Below are 15,353 nucleotides of genomic sequence, written 5' to 3' on the forward strand. Positions count from 1 at the left end.
TCAATTAGTATAGCCCCTCCAACAGTGTGAAGTACAATGCCGATCCGACATGTGATACATAACAAAGTGTTATGAAAGCGTCTTAACTACAAAAGAAGGCTTTCTCCTTAATCACGGAGAAAACCTTCTTATTCATTCCACTTTGCTGTTTGTGCAAGTTTTTCCTCGGCAAAGCGGATAAATTCCTTCTTCATATAGGTTAAATGATGATCCTTTTTCCAAATAATCGCAAGCACCCAGTCAATCATTGGATCCGATACACTAATGGCCTGCACATTGCTCGTTAATGCATTGCACGTGCTTTCAGGTAGTAAAGATACGCCCAAATTTGAAGCTACCATTTCCTCGATGAAATCCAGTTGCGAGGTCTCTGATATGACACTTGGTTCAAAGCCTACGTGCTTGCATGCTGTCATAATACTGTCCCGTAAGGCAAAGTCTTTATCAAACATAATAAACGCTTCTTCTTTCAAGGCTGATAAGGGGATCGATTGTTGATCAGCGAGATGGTGCGAGGCCGGGACGATCAATTTTAATTTTTCTTTTACAAAGGCATAATAATCAAAAATATCACGCTGCGTAGGGAGCACAACTACACCAAAATCTAGTTTGTCATTCATCACATTTTCTTCCACGCGCTTTGATCCGTCTTCCTCTAACTGAAAAGTGATTTCTGGATATTCCTTATGAAAAGAAGCCATCAGTCGGGAAAAGAAAAACGAATTAACAATGGAGGGAAGCCCAATTCGTATATGTCCCTTCTTCAAATGTTTCAAATCATCCAACTCAGCTTGCATCTCCTGATGCTGCTCTTCAATGACCTGCGCATATTTATAAAGCACATGTCCAGCTTCTGTTAATGTCAGCTGCTTTCGTGATCGATGAAAAAGGGCTGCACCAACCTCTTCCTCTAAGGACTTAATGATTCTGCTAATAGCGGGTTGTGTTATGTATAATTGGCTAGCAGCATGTGTAAAACTGCCCGTTCGTGTTACTTCCATAAAATATTGCAAATGCCTGATTTCCATCAAAATCACCTGCCTTTTATCCTGCTATCTCTTTAGATACTTGATAACAGTTTACCATACAGAAGCGCTTGAAAGAAAATACACCGTTTGTTTAGAAAACTAAAGCAGTAAGAAAGTATTTATGCTTTCTTAACTGCCAAGAAAAAGAAACCAGATTGCTCTCTAAAATCGAGGACAATCTGTTTCAAACAGTATATTCCATTTGCGGTGGTCAAAAAGAAAATCCATCATCACACTTTTTCTTTTCACGTCACAATCGGGAATATATTTCAGAGAGATAGTAACTAATCATGTTTCTTCCATAGCCGTCCAGGCCAGAAAGCATACCTTCCTAAAACAGTGGTTATCGCAGGTACCAGTAAGGGTCTCACAATAAATGTATCCAGTAAAATACCAATCGCAGTCACCATTCCGAAATGTACAAGCACTTGCATCGGCATTGTGGCCAGTACTGCGAATGTTCCGGCTAGAATCAATCCTGCCGAACTAATCACACTGCTCGTTTCTGCTACTCCTTGCGAAATCGCCTGTTTCAATGGCATGGTTTCACGTTTTTTCCAGATGTTTGAAACAAGGAAAATATTGTAATCCTCCCCTAACGCGACAAGGAACACAAAGGTGTAAAGCGGAATTAACCCTTGCATTGCAGGTACTCCCATTCCATAGTGAATAATAATCCAGCCTAAGCCCAGTGCGGCAAAATAGGATAATATAACGGTTAGTAAAAGATAAATCATCGCAACAATCGAGCGTAAATAAGCAAGCAATAAAAGACCTACAACGATCAACACGACTGGAATAATCAGTGTCTGATCACGGCTAGTTACTTCCTCTGTATCATATAGCGTTGCTGTTTCCCCACCGATCCACACTTTATCGTCTGCATTTTCAACACCTGATTTTGCAAGCTGCTTCGATACTGTATTTTTCAAATCTGGTATCTTTTCAACCATTTCACTGGAATATGGATCCGCTGCAAGCGTTACTTCATACTCCTGAAAGGATTCGTCTTTTGACCCAGTTCGTGGATCACTTACCTTTTCTACCATTGACATGGATGCTAGATCATCCTGTAGCGAAATGTCCTTTCCGTCCGTCTGAACAATTACTTGGGATGTAGCCACTTCTCCCGGTGGATAATGATCCGCGACGATTGAGAACCCTTCCCTTGAAGGCATATCTTCAGGGAACGAATCGAGTAACCCATAGGTGAATTCCATCTTCATAACAAATGTACCGAGTCCACCAAATAACACGACACAGGTAATAATAATGATCCACGGTTTTTCCGTACCCCATCGTCCCAATAATTTACCAAATCTGTTTTTCGACTTAGAACGACGTATGGGCTTGCCTTTCTTTTCCTCTAATGCTTTTGTCATTGCTTCTGTACGAGGTATAAAAGGGAAGAATGCAACTCTACCGAGTAATGCCAAAATGGCGGGCAATAACGTTAAACTGGTAACCCCCATAATAAATATGGCTAAACTAAACGGAACAGCAAACCTGTCATACGATGCATAATACGCTAACCCTAGTGCAAGCAATGCTAGCGCTGTTGTCATGGCACTGATCAAAATGGCCCCACCAGTTCCACTAATTGCCTTTTGCATCGCCACATATTTATTTGGCTCCATCCGCAGTTCATCCCGATATCTAGAAACAAGAAATAAACAATAATCCGTTCCGGCGCCAAATAGCAGCACCGTCATAATCGAAACCACTTGCGCATCCACAACGATCAACCCTTTATCTGCCATTAATCCAAGTAGCGGACTAATCAGCCCATAGGCGATTCCAACAGCAACAAGTGGAACAATGGCAAGCAATGGCGAACGGTATAATACAATCAATAATACCAATACAATAAGAACGGTTGAAACCAATAGCGTTACATCTGCATTACTAAACAAAGAAACAGCATCTGTTTGAATTCCTACAGGCCCTGTAAAGCGCAAATGTAATCCATCGTCAGATAGATCCTCATTTAATATAGACTTTCCTGCATTGCTTTCAATCCTGTCTTGTAATTGGTCCAATGCCAGTCCGAGCTGCTCGGTTGAAGCATCTTTTTCAAAAAATACCGGCGTTGTTAATGCCTCACCATCCTCAGATGCAGATTCCATCAATGCTTCAGCAGGAGCTTTATCTAAAGGCGGGATAAACGCTTGCTGTTTCAGTGGATTATCCTGCAATTGTGCATATAAATCCTGAACCTTTTTGAAGTCGTCTTCTTTCAGGCCACCATCGCGGTACCAAACCAATAGTAATGGCGTACCCGCATCATCGGAAAATTGTTCTTTAGAAATTTTCGAAGCTTCGACTGACATTACGTCATCCGGTAGCAATTGATTGGATTCTGTTTCCGTATCATTCACCTGTGGCCAGATAAACGATACAACTGCAACCAACAGAATCCAAATAAATAAGCTAGCCCAACGTGTTTTTGGGCCTGCAACGATATCACCCCAGCGCGAGATCATTTTTCTCAATGCCATCATCCTTTCTAATGAAACAGCACTTTTAACCATCACTATTGTATGATCAAAAATAAGTTTAAATCGCTTTTACATATGGAAATTTTATATGTATCTCATTTTCACTATAATTATATATACTGGAAGGTTAATATTCAATGGGTATCCTTTAAATAATTTTTCTAACAAAATATGATATACTGTGGTCGAATAAGATCAAGGAGAATATTAGCATGAAAAAAAATCGCTCACCAGGAAGACCGCCTTCACATAAAGTAACACAACCAACCAATGAATTGATCTTGCAAACGGCTGCACAGCTTTTTCTTAATCACAGCTATTCAGAAGTTTCCATGGATGATGTTGCAATAGAATGCAATATCACAAAAGCTACCGTATATTACTACTTCAACACCAAAGCAGTGTTATATACAGAGACCATGATTAAAATGATGGAACGCATTCGAGGTCATATCATGACAATCTTAGTAGAAGACAAGCCACTTAAGTCTCGACTCTTAAAGTTAGCAATCACCTATTTAACCGAAACAATTAGCATCGATATCGATGGCATCATGCGCGGAACAAAAAATACATTATCTGAATCGCAAACACAAGCCATACGAAAAGAAGAGGATCAAATGTACCAAGTCATTGCAAATGTATTAGAGGACGCCATGAAGATGGGTGAAGTAAGAAAGATTGACCCTATATTTGCAGCCCACGCTTATATGTCACTGCTAACAATCGACACCGATCGAAATACGAAAGAGGGCACATTTATTTCTCCGCCGATTGAGGAAACTGCAGAAAACATCATTGATTTCTTCTGGCGAGGTATCTCCAAAGAATAATACGAGATGCATCAAGGGCGCAAATCCTCCAATACAAACATATTAGAGGAATATAGCGCCATATACGAGCGCCCCAAGCACAACATAGGCTGGACTGATACCCTTTTTTTCCAATAAGAAATATCCGCAGACAATTAGGACCCCTGTGTGAAGCCAGCCAACCTGCGTATAGGAATCAAAAAAGAAGTCATATGTCATGACACCTAACAGTACTGCGATGGTCGGACGAACAATTTGCGTCAGCCTTTTCACTTTCGGCGAATCCTTAAATTTTAACAACAGTCCAAGCAATGCGATCATCATAATTAATGATGGAGCAACAGATGCAAATAGACCAATGAAGGATCCTAAAACTCCGCCTTGTTCAAAGCCAATATAAGCAGCTAGTTTGGTAGAAATCGGTCCAGGTAATCCATTACCGAGCGCTACCATCTCACTGAATTCGTTCGTTGTAAACCAGCCATAGCGATTGACAACTTCATGCTCAAGCAATGGAATCGTTGCTGGCCCACCGCCATATCCCAATATATTCGATGTGAAATTGGCTAGAAATATTTTCCAATAAATCATGATTCACCCGCCTGACTTTCTGCTTTCTTTTCCTTAGAAAATAACGCGGACAGGATAAGTGCGATAATTAAAAATGCTGGATGAATCCCCAACACTTGCATGACTACGATACTAATCGCCGTAAATATAATGGTAGAAGTCCAGCCCATTAATGTTTTGGACTTTTTAATGAAGTCCCAGGCCAATACACCAATCATGACACCTGCGATCGGCAACACACCTTTGGCCATTCCTTGGACCCATGATACATCCTTATAAGCATTTAACACGGTGAGCAACAATATCATTAGCGATGCAGTCGGTATCACGGTGGCAACAATACAATTAAGCAGACCCCAAAATCCACCAACACGCCAGCCGATATACCCCGACAATTTTGTATTAATTGGTCCGGGAAGCGTATTGGCAAGTGCTAATACATCCGCAAACTCATCATCATCCATCCACTGATATGTTTTCACGACTTCTTTATGCATGAGCGGAATCGCTGAAAGTCCCCCACCATATCCGAGCATTCCCGCACGGAAGAAGGCCATAAATAAATCCTTTTGCATGATAAAATCACATTCCTTTATAGTTTACAAGTATTCTATACGCTTCGTTTCTCCTTACAGTCTACCAGAAAAAGAACAAATTCACTAAATAGTTTGGATCGAAATAACTTGACATGTTGTAACTTTTTTTGTAATAATAATAGCAATAAGTTATTCATTTGACCTTTAAAACAGTCCCGTGAGGCTGGTAAGGATCGTGCGCGTATAAATAATGTTGTGCCCATTGCATAGCAGTTGGATAGACTCTATCTATATTTGTATACAACGAAGCATCCTGCCGTCTCACATGGCAGGATGCTTTTTTATTTATAGTGACCTATTATTTATACGAGGAGAGAAAAGAATGAAGCCACGTGAAATTCAAGTTCATGAACGTCTACCGTTTTTACAAAGTTTACCATTAAGTTTCCAGCATTTATTTGCCATGTTTGGTTCCACGGTCCTGGTGCCTATTTTGTTCGGAGTGGATCCTGCAACCATTCTACTGATGAACGGGATTGGAACCCTCATTTATATCTTTATTACAAAAGGGAAAATCCCTGCCTACCTTGGCTCCAGCTTCGCCTTTATTTCACCAGTTACTGCGGTGTTGGCCAACCATGCTGGTGGTGGCTATGGATATGTATTGGGCGGGTTTTTTCTTGTTGGGCTAACGCTCGTGATTATTTCTCTCATCGTCAGGGTAGCGGGAACAGCATGGATAGATGTGATCTTCCCTCCGGCTGCAATGGGTGCAATCGTTGCTGTTATTGGGCTTGAGCTTGTACCTACCGCAGCAGATATGGCGGGGTTAATACAAGCAGAGGGAACAAATCCGAATACAATCGCGATAACCGTTTCATTGCTTACACTCGGAACCACTGTTATTTACTGGGTTACCATGCGTGGCTTTTTAAAAATAATTCCAATTTTGCTCGGTATTATCACTGGTTACGTGATTGCCTTTCTCTATGGTATTGTCGATTTTACCAATGTAAAAGAAGCAGCTTGGATATCTGTCCCAACCTACTACCAAATTAAGTTCAACATTTCCGACATGTTGATTATTTTACCTGCCGCCCTTGTATTAATACCGGAACATATTGGTCATCTGGTCGTAACAGGTAATATTGTAAAAAAGGATATGATTAAAGATCCTGGACTTGATCGTTCCTTATTCGGAAATGGGATTTCAACGATTATTTCCAGTTTCCTCGGTTCAACACCAAATACAACATATGGTGAGAACATCGGTGTACTTGCGATAACGCGTGTATACTCCACCTGGATTATCGGTGGAGCTGCAGTATTAGCAGTTATTCTCTCTTTCTGTGGAAAGTTAGCTGCTCTGATTTCCTCCATCCCAACACCTGTCATGGGCGGGATATCCCTGCTTTTGTTCGGGATTATTGCTGCCAGTGGTATTCGGATGCTTGTTGAAGCAAAAGTAGATTACAGTAACTCGCAGAATTTAATTTTGACTTGCGTGGTGCTAGCCATTGGAATTAGCGGTGCCGCGCTTAAAATTGGCACAGTCGATTTAAGTGGTATGGGACTCGCCACCGTTGTTGCAGTTATTCTAAGCTTATTTTTCAAGCTCCTCGATCTCTTGAAACTATCAAACGAGTAGACCTGAACAGCGTACAAACAGTGGGCTTACAGTGCCACCCGGAAATCGCAGGACAGTTATTTATGTACCATTTCCCGGCCAACAAGCACCTCTAAGTCCACTGTTATTTCCGCCGTTTCTTTTGCTAAAAAGGAAGCCACACGTGCTTCTGAAGCAGACCAAGCAAGCGGGGTCATTTTAACAAGAGATTGAATGGATGAACGGTCAAGCGTTTGTCTATAAAAAACCCTTGAACTAGCAACTATTTCAAAGTATTCACGAAACCTGGCAACCGTTTCTGCATTCGAATAGTTCTGCTTTTCAGGCTCAGCAAAGAAAGCTTCTCGTAATTCTTTTAAATACCCGCTACGGGGAACGACTTTAACGACCAGTCCATCCTTTTTCAATAGTCGATTGAATTCCGTATAGTTTGAAGGAGATAGAATATTAAGGATTACATCAAACTGCTGATCTTTAAATGGTATGTGTGCAAGATCAGCAACCGCCCAAATCATATTACTGTAATGTTTTGCGGCGCTAAGGATACCTTCCTTTGCTATATCAATCCCTGCACCCATGACCGAGCTGTCTTCTCCAATAGAAATCCGCTCGCAAATGTCTGCCAAGTGAGAACCTTCTCCACAACCAGTATCAAGCAGGGAGAGTTGCTCATTTCCCTGTTTCTTTTGCGTATTAATAATATCAGTGATGGCGGCCATCAACGGCTTAAAAAAGCCTTTCTCAGCAATGAGACTATGTCGCTCTGTAAAGAGATCCTTACCATATTTTGTCTTCGATTGTTTGATCATTAAGTTGATATATCCCTGTTTGGTAAAATCAAATGTATGATTTTTTTCACACACAAGACTTTCCAATGCAACAACATGCATTGAAGCACTGCAAACAGGACATTTAAACACCGATTCAAAATTACTTACATACGTTGCACTTTTTACCTTTTTGTTCATTTTCGACATTAACAACACCTCATTTATTCCGAAACAAGCATAGCACATGTATGCAAAAAACAGAATAAATATAATCAATTTACACATAAACTGATAACCAGTAAATACCGCTCAAAACGAATCACTCCCGGCATATCCAGCAGTTTAAGCGACTGCCAGACTTGGGAATTTAGTGACTGATTCGCAAATCACGGTTTTGTTGTAAACTCCATGTACCTCGCTAGCTATGAAAAGCAAATTCGATTAGCCTTTTGCTGGTTGCAGATAATTCGGTGTCAAGCCTAAGTATTCCAGAATCTGATTTCTACGGGTTGTTCTAGGAAGAAATTGTCGGATATCATCCTCATGATAGCCCACTTGTAATCTTTTTTCATCCATAATAATAGGACGACGCAATAATCTGGGGTGTTGATGTATTAACTCTAACAACTCTTGTAAGGGAAGCGACTCGATGTCCAGATCCAGTTCCTTAAACGTTTTTGAGCGTGTTGAAATGATTTCATCTGTTCCATCTACTGTCATACGAAGAATTTCCTGCAATTCATCTACTGTTAGCGGATTTTTGATGATGTTGCGGTCAATGTAATTGATCCCGTTTTTTGTTAACCATTCTTTTGATCTCCTTGACGAGGCACAAGTTGCTCCATAAACTGTTACTGTCATTTAAAGCACTCCATTCCTATTTGGAAATTATTTGGTACGAATTTATTTATACCCTTTTATATAGGCCTTCTTTCAACAGTTTCATTTCAATTGTGTAGCTTGCGATCACCTCTTCTTGGGTAAGCTCCTTTGCAAATCTTTCAACAAGATTTCGGAACATCACTGTCGTAAGAATTTGCATCATATGATACAGTTCCCGATCGTTAGTAATGTTCAAACACTCACGGTTAATTAATTTGCTTATTTCCTCTAAGTTATTCTCTTCTTCATTGTTACTAAAGATCATGGAGAATGAACTTTCTATTTTGTGTGTCATGTGTAAAAAGGCATTTTTATAAAATTTTCCTTTTTCTTGATTTGGTAATCCCTTTATCAACAATTGAAACATTTCTGTTATCGCGTCAAAAATGTCGCCATCATATTTTTTTAAACTAAGCATAAAATTTGTCTGGATTTCTTTTGTACGTTCTTCTAATATAAAGAAGAAGATATCCTCTTTGTCCTCAAAATATTGATAAAAACTACCCCTTGCTATTTCAGCTGATTTAACAATATTAGATATAGAAGCCTGATAAACTGGCACCCTAGAAAATTCCTTTTGAGCTGCCTGTATTAATGTTTGTCTTTTACTTTCAGGTAAATTAAAAAATGTTTGCTTCGGCAATTCTCTTCCCCCAATTTCACAAATGACATGATGTCACTTATTACTATCCTTATCATAAGTGACATCGTGTCATTTGTCAATGCTTCAGAGTGTGATCAACGATAACACCTTTTCTAAATTTGTCAAAAGGGTGTCCATGCTGTGTGTTCATTTTACTGCCCATTAATCTGTGATAATCAATTCCCTTTATAATTCCCAACAAACATAAATATATCGCATTTATTTTGGCTGATGCCTCATAAACCCAGAACCCCACTTCTCTGGGCTAACATAAAGCAGTATATAATAAAATTATGAACGCAATATGAACTTTTTGGGGAAATATCAATTTAAATAAAATGACTTTTGTGCTATGTCCATTTATTTGGAAATTTTATTGTAATGGAATTGCTGACAATACTTTTGCTTCTATCGTTCTGTGTTGTACGTTATTATCAAGAAAACTATCATATGAAATCTGTAATCTCCAGACACAAAAAAGAGCGCAGCATCCATCTGCATACGCCCCCTAATTTCTATTTTGATTTGTTCCGAAATGCATTAACAAAATTTGCCGGAGATGTCTTCACCGTATAAGAAAAAACGCCCCCAACAGTATGAAGATAAAGCAATCCGCCTTCACCGGCAATTTTCCGGTAAGACATATCCAACACATCTTGAATTGGAAAGCTTCGATGCTCCGTAACAACACTATCTGGATACAAATATATAAGACGTTCCTGTTCAATATCTCTTTGCGCTATACTGTCTACTTCCCGTTGTACTTTTACATACTGTTGCCTAGCGATCCATTCCATACAAACCCTCCAGTATTTGCAATCCAATACGTTATACTAAAAGTTTTCTATAAATAAACGAATGACGTCAGCTCCACCTACTAGCGTTCCTATTGTACTTCCTAAGTTTGTCAAAACAACAATAAGTAAAATACGGGTTACCTTGTTGTGCCAAAAACCTTTTACACTGAAAACGTCCTGTGTCAGGTTTTCGAAGTCTCCAACATTGGGTTTGTGAATAAATGCTTGTACGATTCCCGCAAACCACCCTGCAGCGATAAGTGGATTTAAAGAAGTAATTGGTGCTGCAACAAAAGCAGTAATAATGGTGAGTGGATGCCCTAACGCAATCAACGCACCAAGCCCTGCAAACGATCCATTCCACAGTACCCAGCTAATGGTCTGCTGCAATCCTGCAGCAGGATTGGCGATGAAGGTATAAACAATCACTGCAAGAATAAGAATGGGAATGATCCAGGCAATCATCTTAGGTACCTTTGATTTAGGTGGCACCTTGGATATTCGTTCTAAGTCATGCTCTTTTTGAATTTGCTTTTTAATACCTGGAACATGTGCAGCCCCAAGAACGGCAACAATTTTATCCCCTGGTGCTTTTTTTATCTTTTGTGCCAAATACTGATCCCGCTCATCAATTAATGGGACCTTTAATTTAGGAAACGATTCCGTAAATTCATGCAGCATGGCATTGATCATATCTTCATTTTTCATTTTTTCCAGATCTTCTTCTGTGATGCTCTCCCTGCTAAAGATACTACCAATAACCTGCATAAGGAGTGTAGCCTTTCCCTTCAGTCCGATGCCGTTCCAAATACGGGAGAAAGTAATCTGGATATCTCTGTCAGCTAACACAAGCGTGGCGCCTGTTTCATTTGCCGATTCAATCCCCTGAATCATTTCCTGACCCGGCTTAATATCAAATTGATTGGCCATTCGTTGTTGGAAAGAAGATATAGCAAGATTCATTAAAAGCAATGTCGCCTTCTTTTCCTTAATGACCTTAAAAATGTCCATGTCCTTCCACTTGCTTCCTTCCATAATCGATTGATATCGTTGTTTGTCCAGTTCGATACAAACAGCGTCAGGACGTTCAGAATCGATTACTTCCTTGACCTGTTCTGCACTATGTCTTGAGACGTGTGCCGTTCCGATCAAGATAATTTCTTTGCCATCTATATTGATTCTTGTAATCGTTTCTCCAGACATAGGTTACCTTCCTTTTTTAAGTCTTAGCTCAGTAAAAAACATTGATACAAGCCTCACCGTTTATTATACGATAAACAAAAAGCGATTCCCAGACAAATAAACAGAAAGACCTCACGAAGGAGATCTTTCTGTTTAGATATTTAAAAAAATGGAAGCAGTACAAAATATAACGCACCGCCAAGTAATGCTGAAATTGGTAAAGTGATAACCCAAGTAACAACCATTCGCTTAGCTACACCCCAGTTCACACCTTTGACCCGATGTGATGATCCAACCCCAAGGATGGAAGACGAAATAACATGGGTCGTGCTAACAGGCAAGTGAAAAAGCGTTGCACCGAATATAACAGCTGCACCGGTTAAATCTGCAGCCACACCGTTTACTGGGCGAATTTTCATGATCTTCCCACCAACGGTTTTAATAATTCTCCAACCACCAATAGAGGTACCTAGCGCCATTGCAGTCGCACAAGAAAGCTGTACCCAAAACGGCACATCCGTCGTTTCATGCATACCTCCAACGATTAATGCCATCGTGATAATCCCCATCGACTTTTGTGCGTCGTTTGTACCGTGTGCATAGGATTGGCCTGCTGCAGTCAGCACCTGCACCATCCGAAATCGTTTGTTTGTCTTAGCCAAATTATTATTTTTAAAAATCACTTTGATAATACTATATACAATAAAACCCACTGCAAAAGCTAAAAATGGAGAAATTAATAAGCCTTCAAGAATTGAAATGAAGCCTTTGTATTGAATAGCTCCAAATCCAGCAGATGCAATAACTGCACCCGTGATCCCTCCAATAAGGGCATGGGAAGAACTACTTGGTATCGCGAAATACCAAGTAATCAAATTCCAAGCAATTGCCGCAAGCAAAGCTGCAAGTATAACGGTAGTCCCATTATTCAATTCAAATGGATTTGCGATACCACTTGTAATGGTCTGGGCAACACCTGTAAATGTTAAAGCTCCGATGAAATTCATTGTGGAAGCAAGTATAATTGCCCTTCTTGGTGTTAGCGCCTTTGTTGAAACCGATGTAGCAATTGCATTTGCTGTGTCATGAAAACCATTGATAAAATCAAATATCAATGCAAATATAACTATTAATAGAATGACTATAAATAAACCGTCCATAACTTACCCCTCATTACGCATTTTTCATGATGATACTTTGCAGTGTGCTGGCTACGTTTTGGCAGTAGTCCGCAATATCCTCCAGTGTTTCATAAATTTCTTTATATTGAATGACTTTAATTGGATTATCTTCTTTTTTGAACAGGTTCTTCATTGATTTGCGATATAAATCATCACATTTGCTTTCGTGATCCTTAATCTTGATTGCATGTGGTTCAACGTCAGCTAACCGACCTTTTGCAATTAGTTCAATTGAAGTTAAAATTTCCTTTGCACATTTCGATATGTAATGCGTAAATTCATCGATATAACTATCGGAGGACATAATTTCGTAAATATCCATCCAGCCTGTAAACTCCTCCATGCCATCAATGACATCATCAAGATTCATCGTTAACTGAAGGATATCCTCCCGTTCGATCGGTGTAATAAAGGCATCATTCAATTCCTTTATAATCATATGTACCTTATCATCCGCTTCCGATTCATAACGTTTAATCGTACTTGCGAATTCATGTAGCGTTTCTGTATCTTTAACTTTAAAGTGGATAAAATAATCTGCCGTTTTATCCAAATGCTGCGCAAAATCGACGAGATAAAGCAAAAATTTATCCGGCTTTTTCTTGAACATATTAAACCCTCCGTTTTGTAACTAAGAAATACATAGAGCATTTCACAATTATATACCTTTTTATCATATATTGCACAAACAACAAAGCATAATCATGACTTTTTTTCATTTCATCAATCGTGCTATGAAAGTTACCTTTATTACCGTGCATTTTCTTTTCCCAAAAGAGATTTTCCTATCCTATTTGCTAATATATCATATTTAGTTTGCTTTAATAAGGGGAAATAATGCATACAAGTGTAACGTTACAAAAGTCTTTTTCTACAACCTTGAAATGAACAATTGTATGGTTGGAAAAAGGTGTGGAGACAAAATAACGCTCCGATTACCGCAAATGGAATACACTTGCTTTCCGCGAGCGGCTAATGAGTCTCCTTGCCCCGACAAGGGGTATGCCGACGTTGTTCGCAAAGAACGGTTTTAGTCGGCCCTCACCATACGCTCTGCGGGGTCTCACCGAAGCCACTGAAAAACGATGGTTATGAGCAAGTCTGGTTGATTGGAACGTAAGGCGGCGACTCCAGTGGGAAAAGCAATAGTCCGAAAATCCCGCAGGAAGCGGGGTATGCTTCCGAGGAAGTTGAGGCATTGCCCACGGAAAGCGTCCGCCTGGAGTGGAAATCAACGTTTTATACAATAGAATCTGATGTAAGGGACTTCTTCAGCGGCCTCGCCTTTCACCCCGCTGGAGTCTCGCGTATTCCATTTACTAGAATGGCTTTTTATTTTCGCTGGTTTGCTTTACTGTTGTGATTATTTCCTACCATTATCATAATTTACAAAACCTTTACAATCAATTCATACTGGCTTAATAATCAACTGCTAGAATAGCAATTGAGAGAGACACTCTCTACAACTAAAAAGCGCCTAAAGGGAGGGCAATTTTTTATGACATTCAAAAGGTATTTCATGTTTTTAGTAATCGCTATGCTTGCGGTTGTAATGACGGCATGTGGGGCAAATGCAAAGGAAACAAAGACAGAGAGCGGAGAATCGGATGAAAAAATGGAAGGTAATGTTACGATTGATGGCTCAGGAACCGTATACCCGTTAATGGCAAGATTAGCTGAAGAATATATGATAAACGAGCAGGAAAATGTGTCAATTGAAGTAAGTCGCGCAGGTACAAGTGCTGGTTTTGATAAATTCCTTGTAGAAGATGGAACGGACTTCAACGATGCTTCTCGTCAAATGAAGGACGAAGAGAAAGCTACAGCTGAAGAACTTGGAATAGAGGTAAAAGAATTGAAAGTAGCTTTAGACGGATTAACTTTTGTTATTCACCCAGATAATGATTGGGCGACCGAGCTCACAGAGGATGATTTAAAGAAAATTTTCCTTGCTGATGGCAACATTACAAAATGGTCGGACATTGATCCGGCTTTCCCAAATGAAGCAATCAATACGTATGGTCCAAATGAAAACCATGGAACATATGAGTTCTTCTACGAAAACATACTAGAGGAAAAAGACTTAGTAAGTAACATCAACCTGCAACAGGAATATTCAACACTCGTTAATCTCATCGCAGAAGATAAAAATGCAATTGGGTTTTTCGGATTTGGTTATTATGTAAACAATAAAGAAAAGTTGCAAGCAGTTCATGTGGACTTCGGTAACGAACCGGTTGAGCCAACGCTCGATACCATTGCCGAAGATGGTGACTATGGGCCATTTACTCGTCCTGTGTTCACTTATTTAAATGTAGACCATGCGAAAAAGAATCCACAAGTATTAGACTATGCACTTTATGCGATGAATAATGCGAATTCATTAGCTGGTGAGACAGGGTTTGCACCAGTTCCCCATGGTGAAATCGAGGAGTATGTTTCGTTTTTAGAGGGGCTTAAATAAGGTAACTCAACTTTCGTATCAATAAAATACGTTCAAGAGTAAGATGAGTTAAACCTAGAGTGTTTCTAATAATTCCCTTGACAACCTTATAAAGTAAAGGATTGTTTTTTACACAAAAGGTAAAAACTGCGACGTAATGAAATATGCTTTATCTTCGCTTCGAAAATACACTACGCTTTCCGCGGGCTCGCGCTGAGCCTCCTCGCAGGAGTCTACGTGTATTTCCTTCGCTAACCTAGTGTTTGACAACAGTATAATATTAGCTAGCTTTCAACTATTATGATGGTTGTTTGGAGCGGAAAACAACCAGCTGTTATGTCGCAGTTTATATAAACACAATAATAAAAAGCGATAAAATTAACG

General features: G+C 39.7%; 14 protein-coding genes. 3 read left to right on the forward strand and 11 right to left on the reverse strand.

Annotation, left to right across the window (positions count from 1 at the left end; genetic code table 11):
• Positions 1 to 128: 128 nt before the first annotated feature.
• Complete coding sequence (locus JOC34_RS16065; protein ID WP_205137798.1) at positions 129 to 1,028, reverse strand: LysR family transcriptional regulator; 900 nt, start codon at positions 1,026 to 1,028, stop codon at positions 129 to 131.
• A gap of 284 nt (positions 1,029 to 1,312) precedes the next feature.
• A complete protein-coding gene (locus JOC34_RS16070) occupies positions 1,313 to 3,511 on the reverse strand; it encodes an MMPL family transporter (RefSeq protein ID WP_205137840.1) in 2,199 nt (732 codons plus the stop codon).
• A gap of 227 nt (positions 3,512 to 3,738) precedes the next feature.
• Here JOC34_RS16070 and JOC34_RS16075 point away from each other — a divergent pair, with 227 nt between their 5' ends.
• Positions 3,739 to 4,359, forward strand: coding sequence for a TetR/AcrR family transcriptional regulator (locus JOC34_RS16075; protein WP_205137799.1), 621 nt, complete (start codon positions 3,739 to 3,741; stop codon positions 4,357 to 4,359).
• A 42-nt stretch (positions 4,360 to 4,401) separates the two neighbouring features.
• Here JOC34_RS16075 and JOC34_RS16080 read toward each other — a convergent pair whose 3' ends face one another.
• The gene (locus tag JOC34_RS16080) at positions 4,402 to 4,929 is read right to left on the reverse strand and encodes a chromate transporter (RefSeq protein ID WP_205137800.1); all 528 of its coding nucleotides are present in this window, start codon (positions 4,927 to 4,929) and stop codon (positions 4,402 to 4,404) included.
• Positions 4,926 to 5,486 (reverse strand): chromate transporter, encoded by a 561-nt coding sequence (locus JOC34_RS16085; protein WP_205137841.1) that lies wholly within the window; start codon positions 5,484 to 5,486, stop codon positions 4,926 to 4,928. Before JOC34_RS16085 ends, JOC34_RS16080 begins: the two co-directional genes overlap by 4 nt.
• A 340-nt stretch (positions 5,487 to 5,826) precedes the next feature.
• On the opposite strand from JOC34_RS16085, the gene uraA reads away from it, so the two are divergent.
• The gene (gene uraA / locus JOC34_RS16090) at positions 5,827 to 7,092 is read left to right on the forward strand and encodes a uracil permease (RefSeq protein WP_205137801.1); all 1,266 of its coding nucleotides are present in this window, start codon (positions 5,827 to 5,829) and stop codon (positions 7,090 to 7,092) included.
• Positions 7,093 to 7,148: 56 nt separating this feature from the next.
• Here uraA and JOC34_RS16095 read toward each other — a convergent pair whose 3' ends face one another.
• From JOC34_RS16095 to JOC34_RS16125, 7 genes are all read right to left on the reverse strand, one after another.
• The gene (locus tag JOC34_RS16095) at positions 7,149 to 8,048 is read right to left on the reverse strand and encodes a putative RNA methyltransferase (protein WP_338062691.1); all 900 of its coding nucleotides are present in this window, start codon (positions 8,046 to 8,048) and stop codon (positions 7,149 to 7,151) included.
• Between the two features lie 234 nt (positions 8,049 to 8,282).
• Positions 8,283 to 8,702, reverse strand: a complete 420-nt coding sequence (gene spx, locus JOC34_RS16100; protein ID WP_205137802.1) for a transcriptional regulator Spx — start codon at positions 8,700 to 8,702, stop codon at positions 8,283 to 8,285.
• 46 nt (positions 8,703 to 8,748) lie between these two features.
• Entirely contained in the window at positions 8,749 to 9,366 is a 618-nt protein-coding gene (locus JOC34_RS16105) for a TetR/AcrR family transcriptional regulator (protein ID WP_205137803.1), read from the reverse strand.
• 515 nt (positions 9,367 to 9,881) lie between these two features.
• Positions 9,882 to 10,163: a hypothetical protein gene (locus JOC34_RS16110; protein WP_205137804.1), complete on the reverse strand. Its 282-nt coding sequence runs from the start codon at positions 10,161 to 10,163 to the stop codon at positions 9,882 to 9,884.
• Between the two features lie 36 nt (positions 10,164 to 10,199).
• On the reverse strand, positions 10,200 to 11,366 hold the full coding sequence (locus tag JOC34_RS16115; protein WP_205137805.1) for a TraB/GumN family protein: 1,167 nt from the start codon (positions 11,364 to 11,366) through the stop codon (positions 10,200 to 10,202).
• Positions 11,367 to 11,506: 140 nt separating this feature from the next.
• Positions 11,507 to 12,505: an inorganic phosphate transporter gene (locus JOC34_RS16120; RefSeq protein ID WP_205137806.1), complete on the reverse strand. Its 999-nt coding sequence runs from the start codon at positions 12,503 to 12,505 to the stop codon at positions 11,507 to 11,509.
• Between the two features lie 13 nt (positions 12,506 to 12,518).
• A complete protein-coding gene (locus JOC34_RS16125) occupies positions 12,519 to 13,136 on the reverse strand; it encodes a DUF47 domain-containing protein (RefSeq protein ID WP_205137807.1) in 618 nt (205 codons plus the stop codon).
• An 888-nt stretch (positions 13,137 to 14,024) separates the two neighbouring features.
• Here JOC34_RS16125 and JOC34_RS16130 point away from each other — a divergent pair.
• Entirely contained in the window at positions 14,025 to 14,990 is a 966-nt protein-coding gene (locus tag JOC34_RS16130; RefSeq protein ID WP_205137808.1) for a PstS family phosphate ABC transporter substrate-binding protein, read from the forward strand.
• The last annotated feature ends 363 nt before the right edge of the window (positions 14,991 to 15,353 follow it).

It is taken from the genome of Virgibacillus halotolerans (assembly GCF_016908515.1).
Lineage (GTDB): Bacteria > Bacillota > Bacilli > Bacillales > Amphibacillaceae > Virgibacillus_M > Virgibacillus_M halotolerans.

What these genes read in the sequence shown, in the direction of transcription:
- JOC34_RS16080 (WP_205137800.1), bottom strand. Translation starts at nt 4,929, where the DNA reads ATGATTTATTGGAAAATATTTCTAGCCAATTTCACATCGAATATATTG.
- JOC34_RS16075 (WP_205137799.1), top strand. Translation starts at nt 3,739, where the DNA reads ATGAAAAAAAATCGCTCACCAGGAAGACCGCCTTCACATAAAGTAACA.
- spx (WP_205137802.1), bottom strand. Translation starts at nt 8,702, where the DNA reads ATGACAGTAACAGTTTATGGAGCAACTTGTGCCTCGTCAAGGAGATCA.
- JOC34_RS16095 (WP_338062691.1), bottom strand. Translation starts at nt 8,048, where the DNA reads ATGTCGAAAATGAACAAAAAGGTAAAAAGTGCAACGTATGTAAGTAAT.
- JOC34_RS16130 (WP_205137808.1), top strand. Translation starts at nt 14,025, where the DNA reads ATGACATTCAAAAGGTATTTCATGTTTTTAGTAATCGCTATGCTTGCG.
- JOC34_RS16110 (WP_205137804.1), bottom strand. Translation starts at nt 10,163, where the DNA reads ATGGAATGGATCGCTAGGCAACAGTATGTAAAAGTACAACGGGAAGTA.
- JOC34_RS16125 (WP_205137807.1), bottom strand. Translation starts at nt 13,136, where the DNA reads ATGTTCAAGAAAAAGCCGGATAAATTTTTGCTTTATCTCGTCGATTTT.
- uraA (WP_205137801.1), top strand. Translation starts at nt 5,827, where the DNA reads ATGAAGCCACGTGAAATTCAAGTTCATGAACGTCTACCGTTTTTACAA.
- JOC34_RS16115 (WP_205137805.1), bottom strand. Translation starts at nt 11,366, where the DNA reads ATGTCTGGAGAAACGATTACAAGAATCAATATAGATGGCAAAGAAATT.
- JOC34_RS16120 (WP_205137806.1), bottom strand. Translation starts at nt 12,505, where the DNA reads ATGGACGGTTTATTTATAGTCATTCTATTAATAGTTATATTTGCATTG.
- JOC34_RS16065 (WP_205137798.1), bottom strand. Translation starts at nt 1,028, where the DNA reads ATGGAAATCAGGCATTTGCAATATTTTATGGAAGTAACACGAACGGGC.
- JOC34_RS16070 (WP_205137840.1), bottom strand. Translation starts at nt 3,511, where the DNA reads ATGATCTCGCGCTGGGGTGATATCGTTGCAGGCCCAAAAACACGTTGG.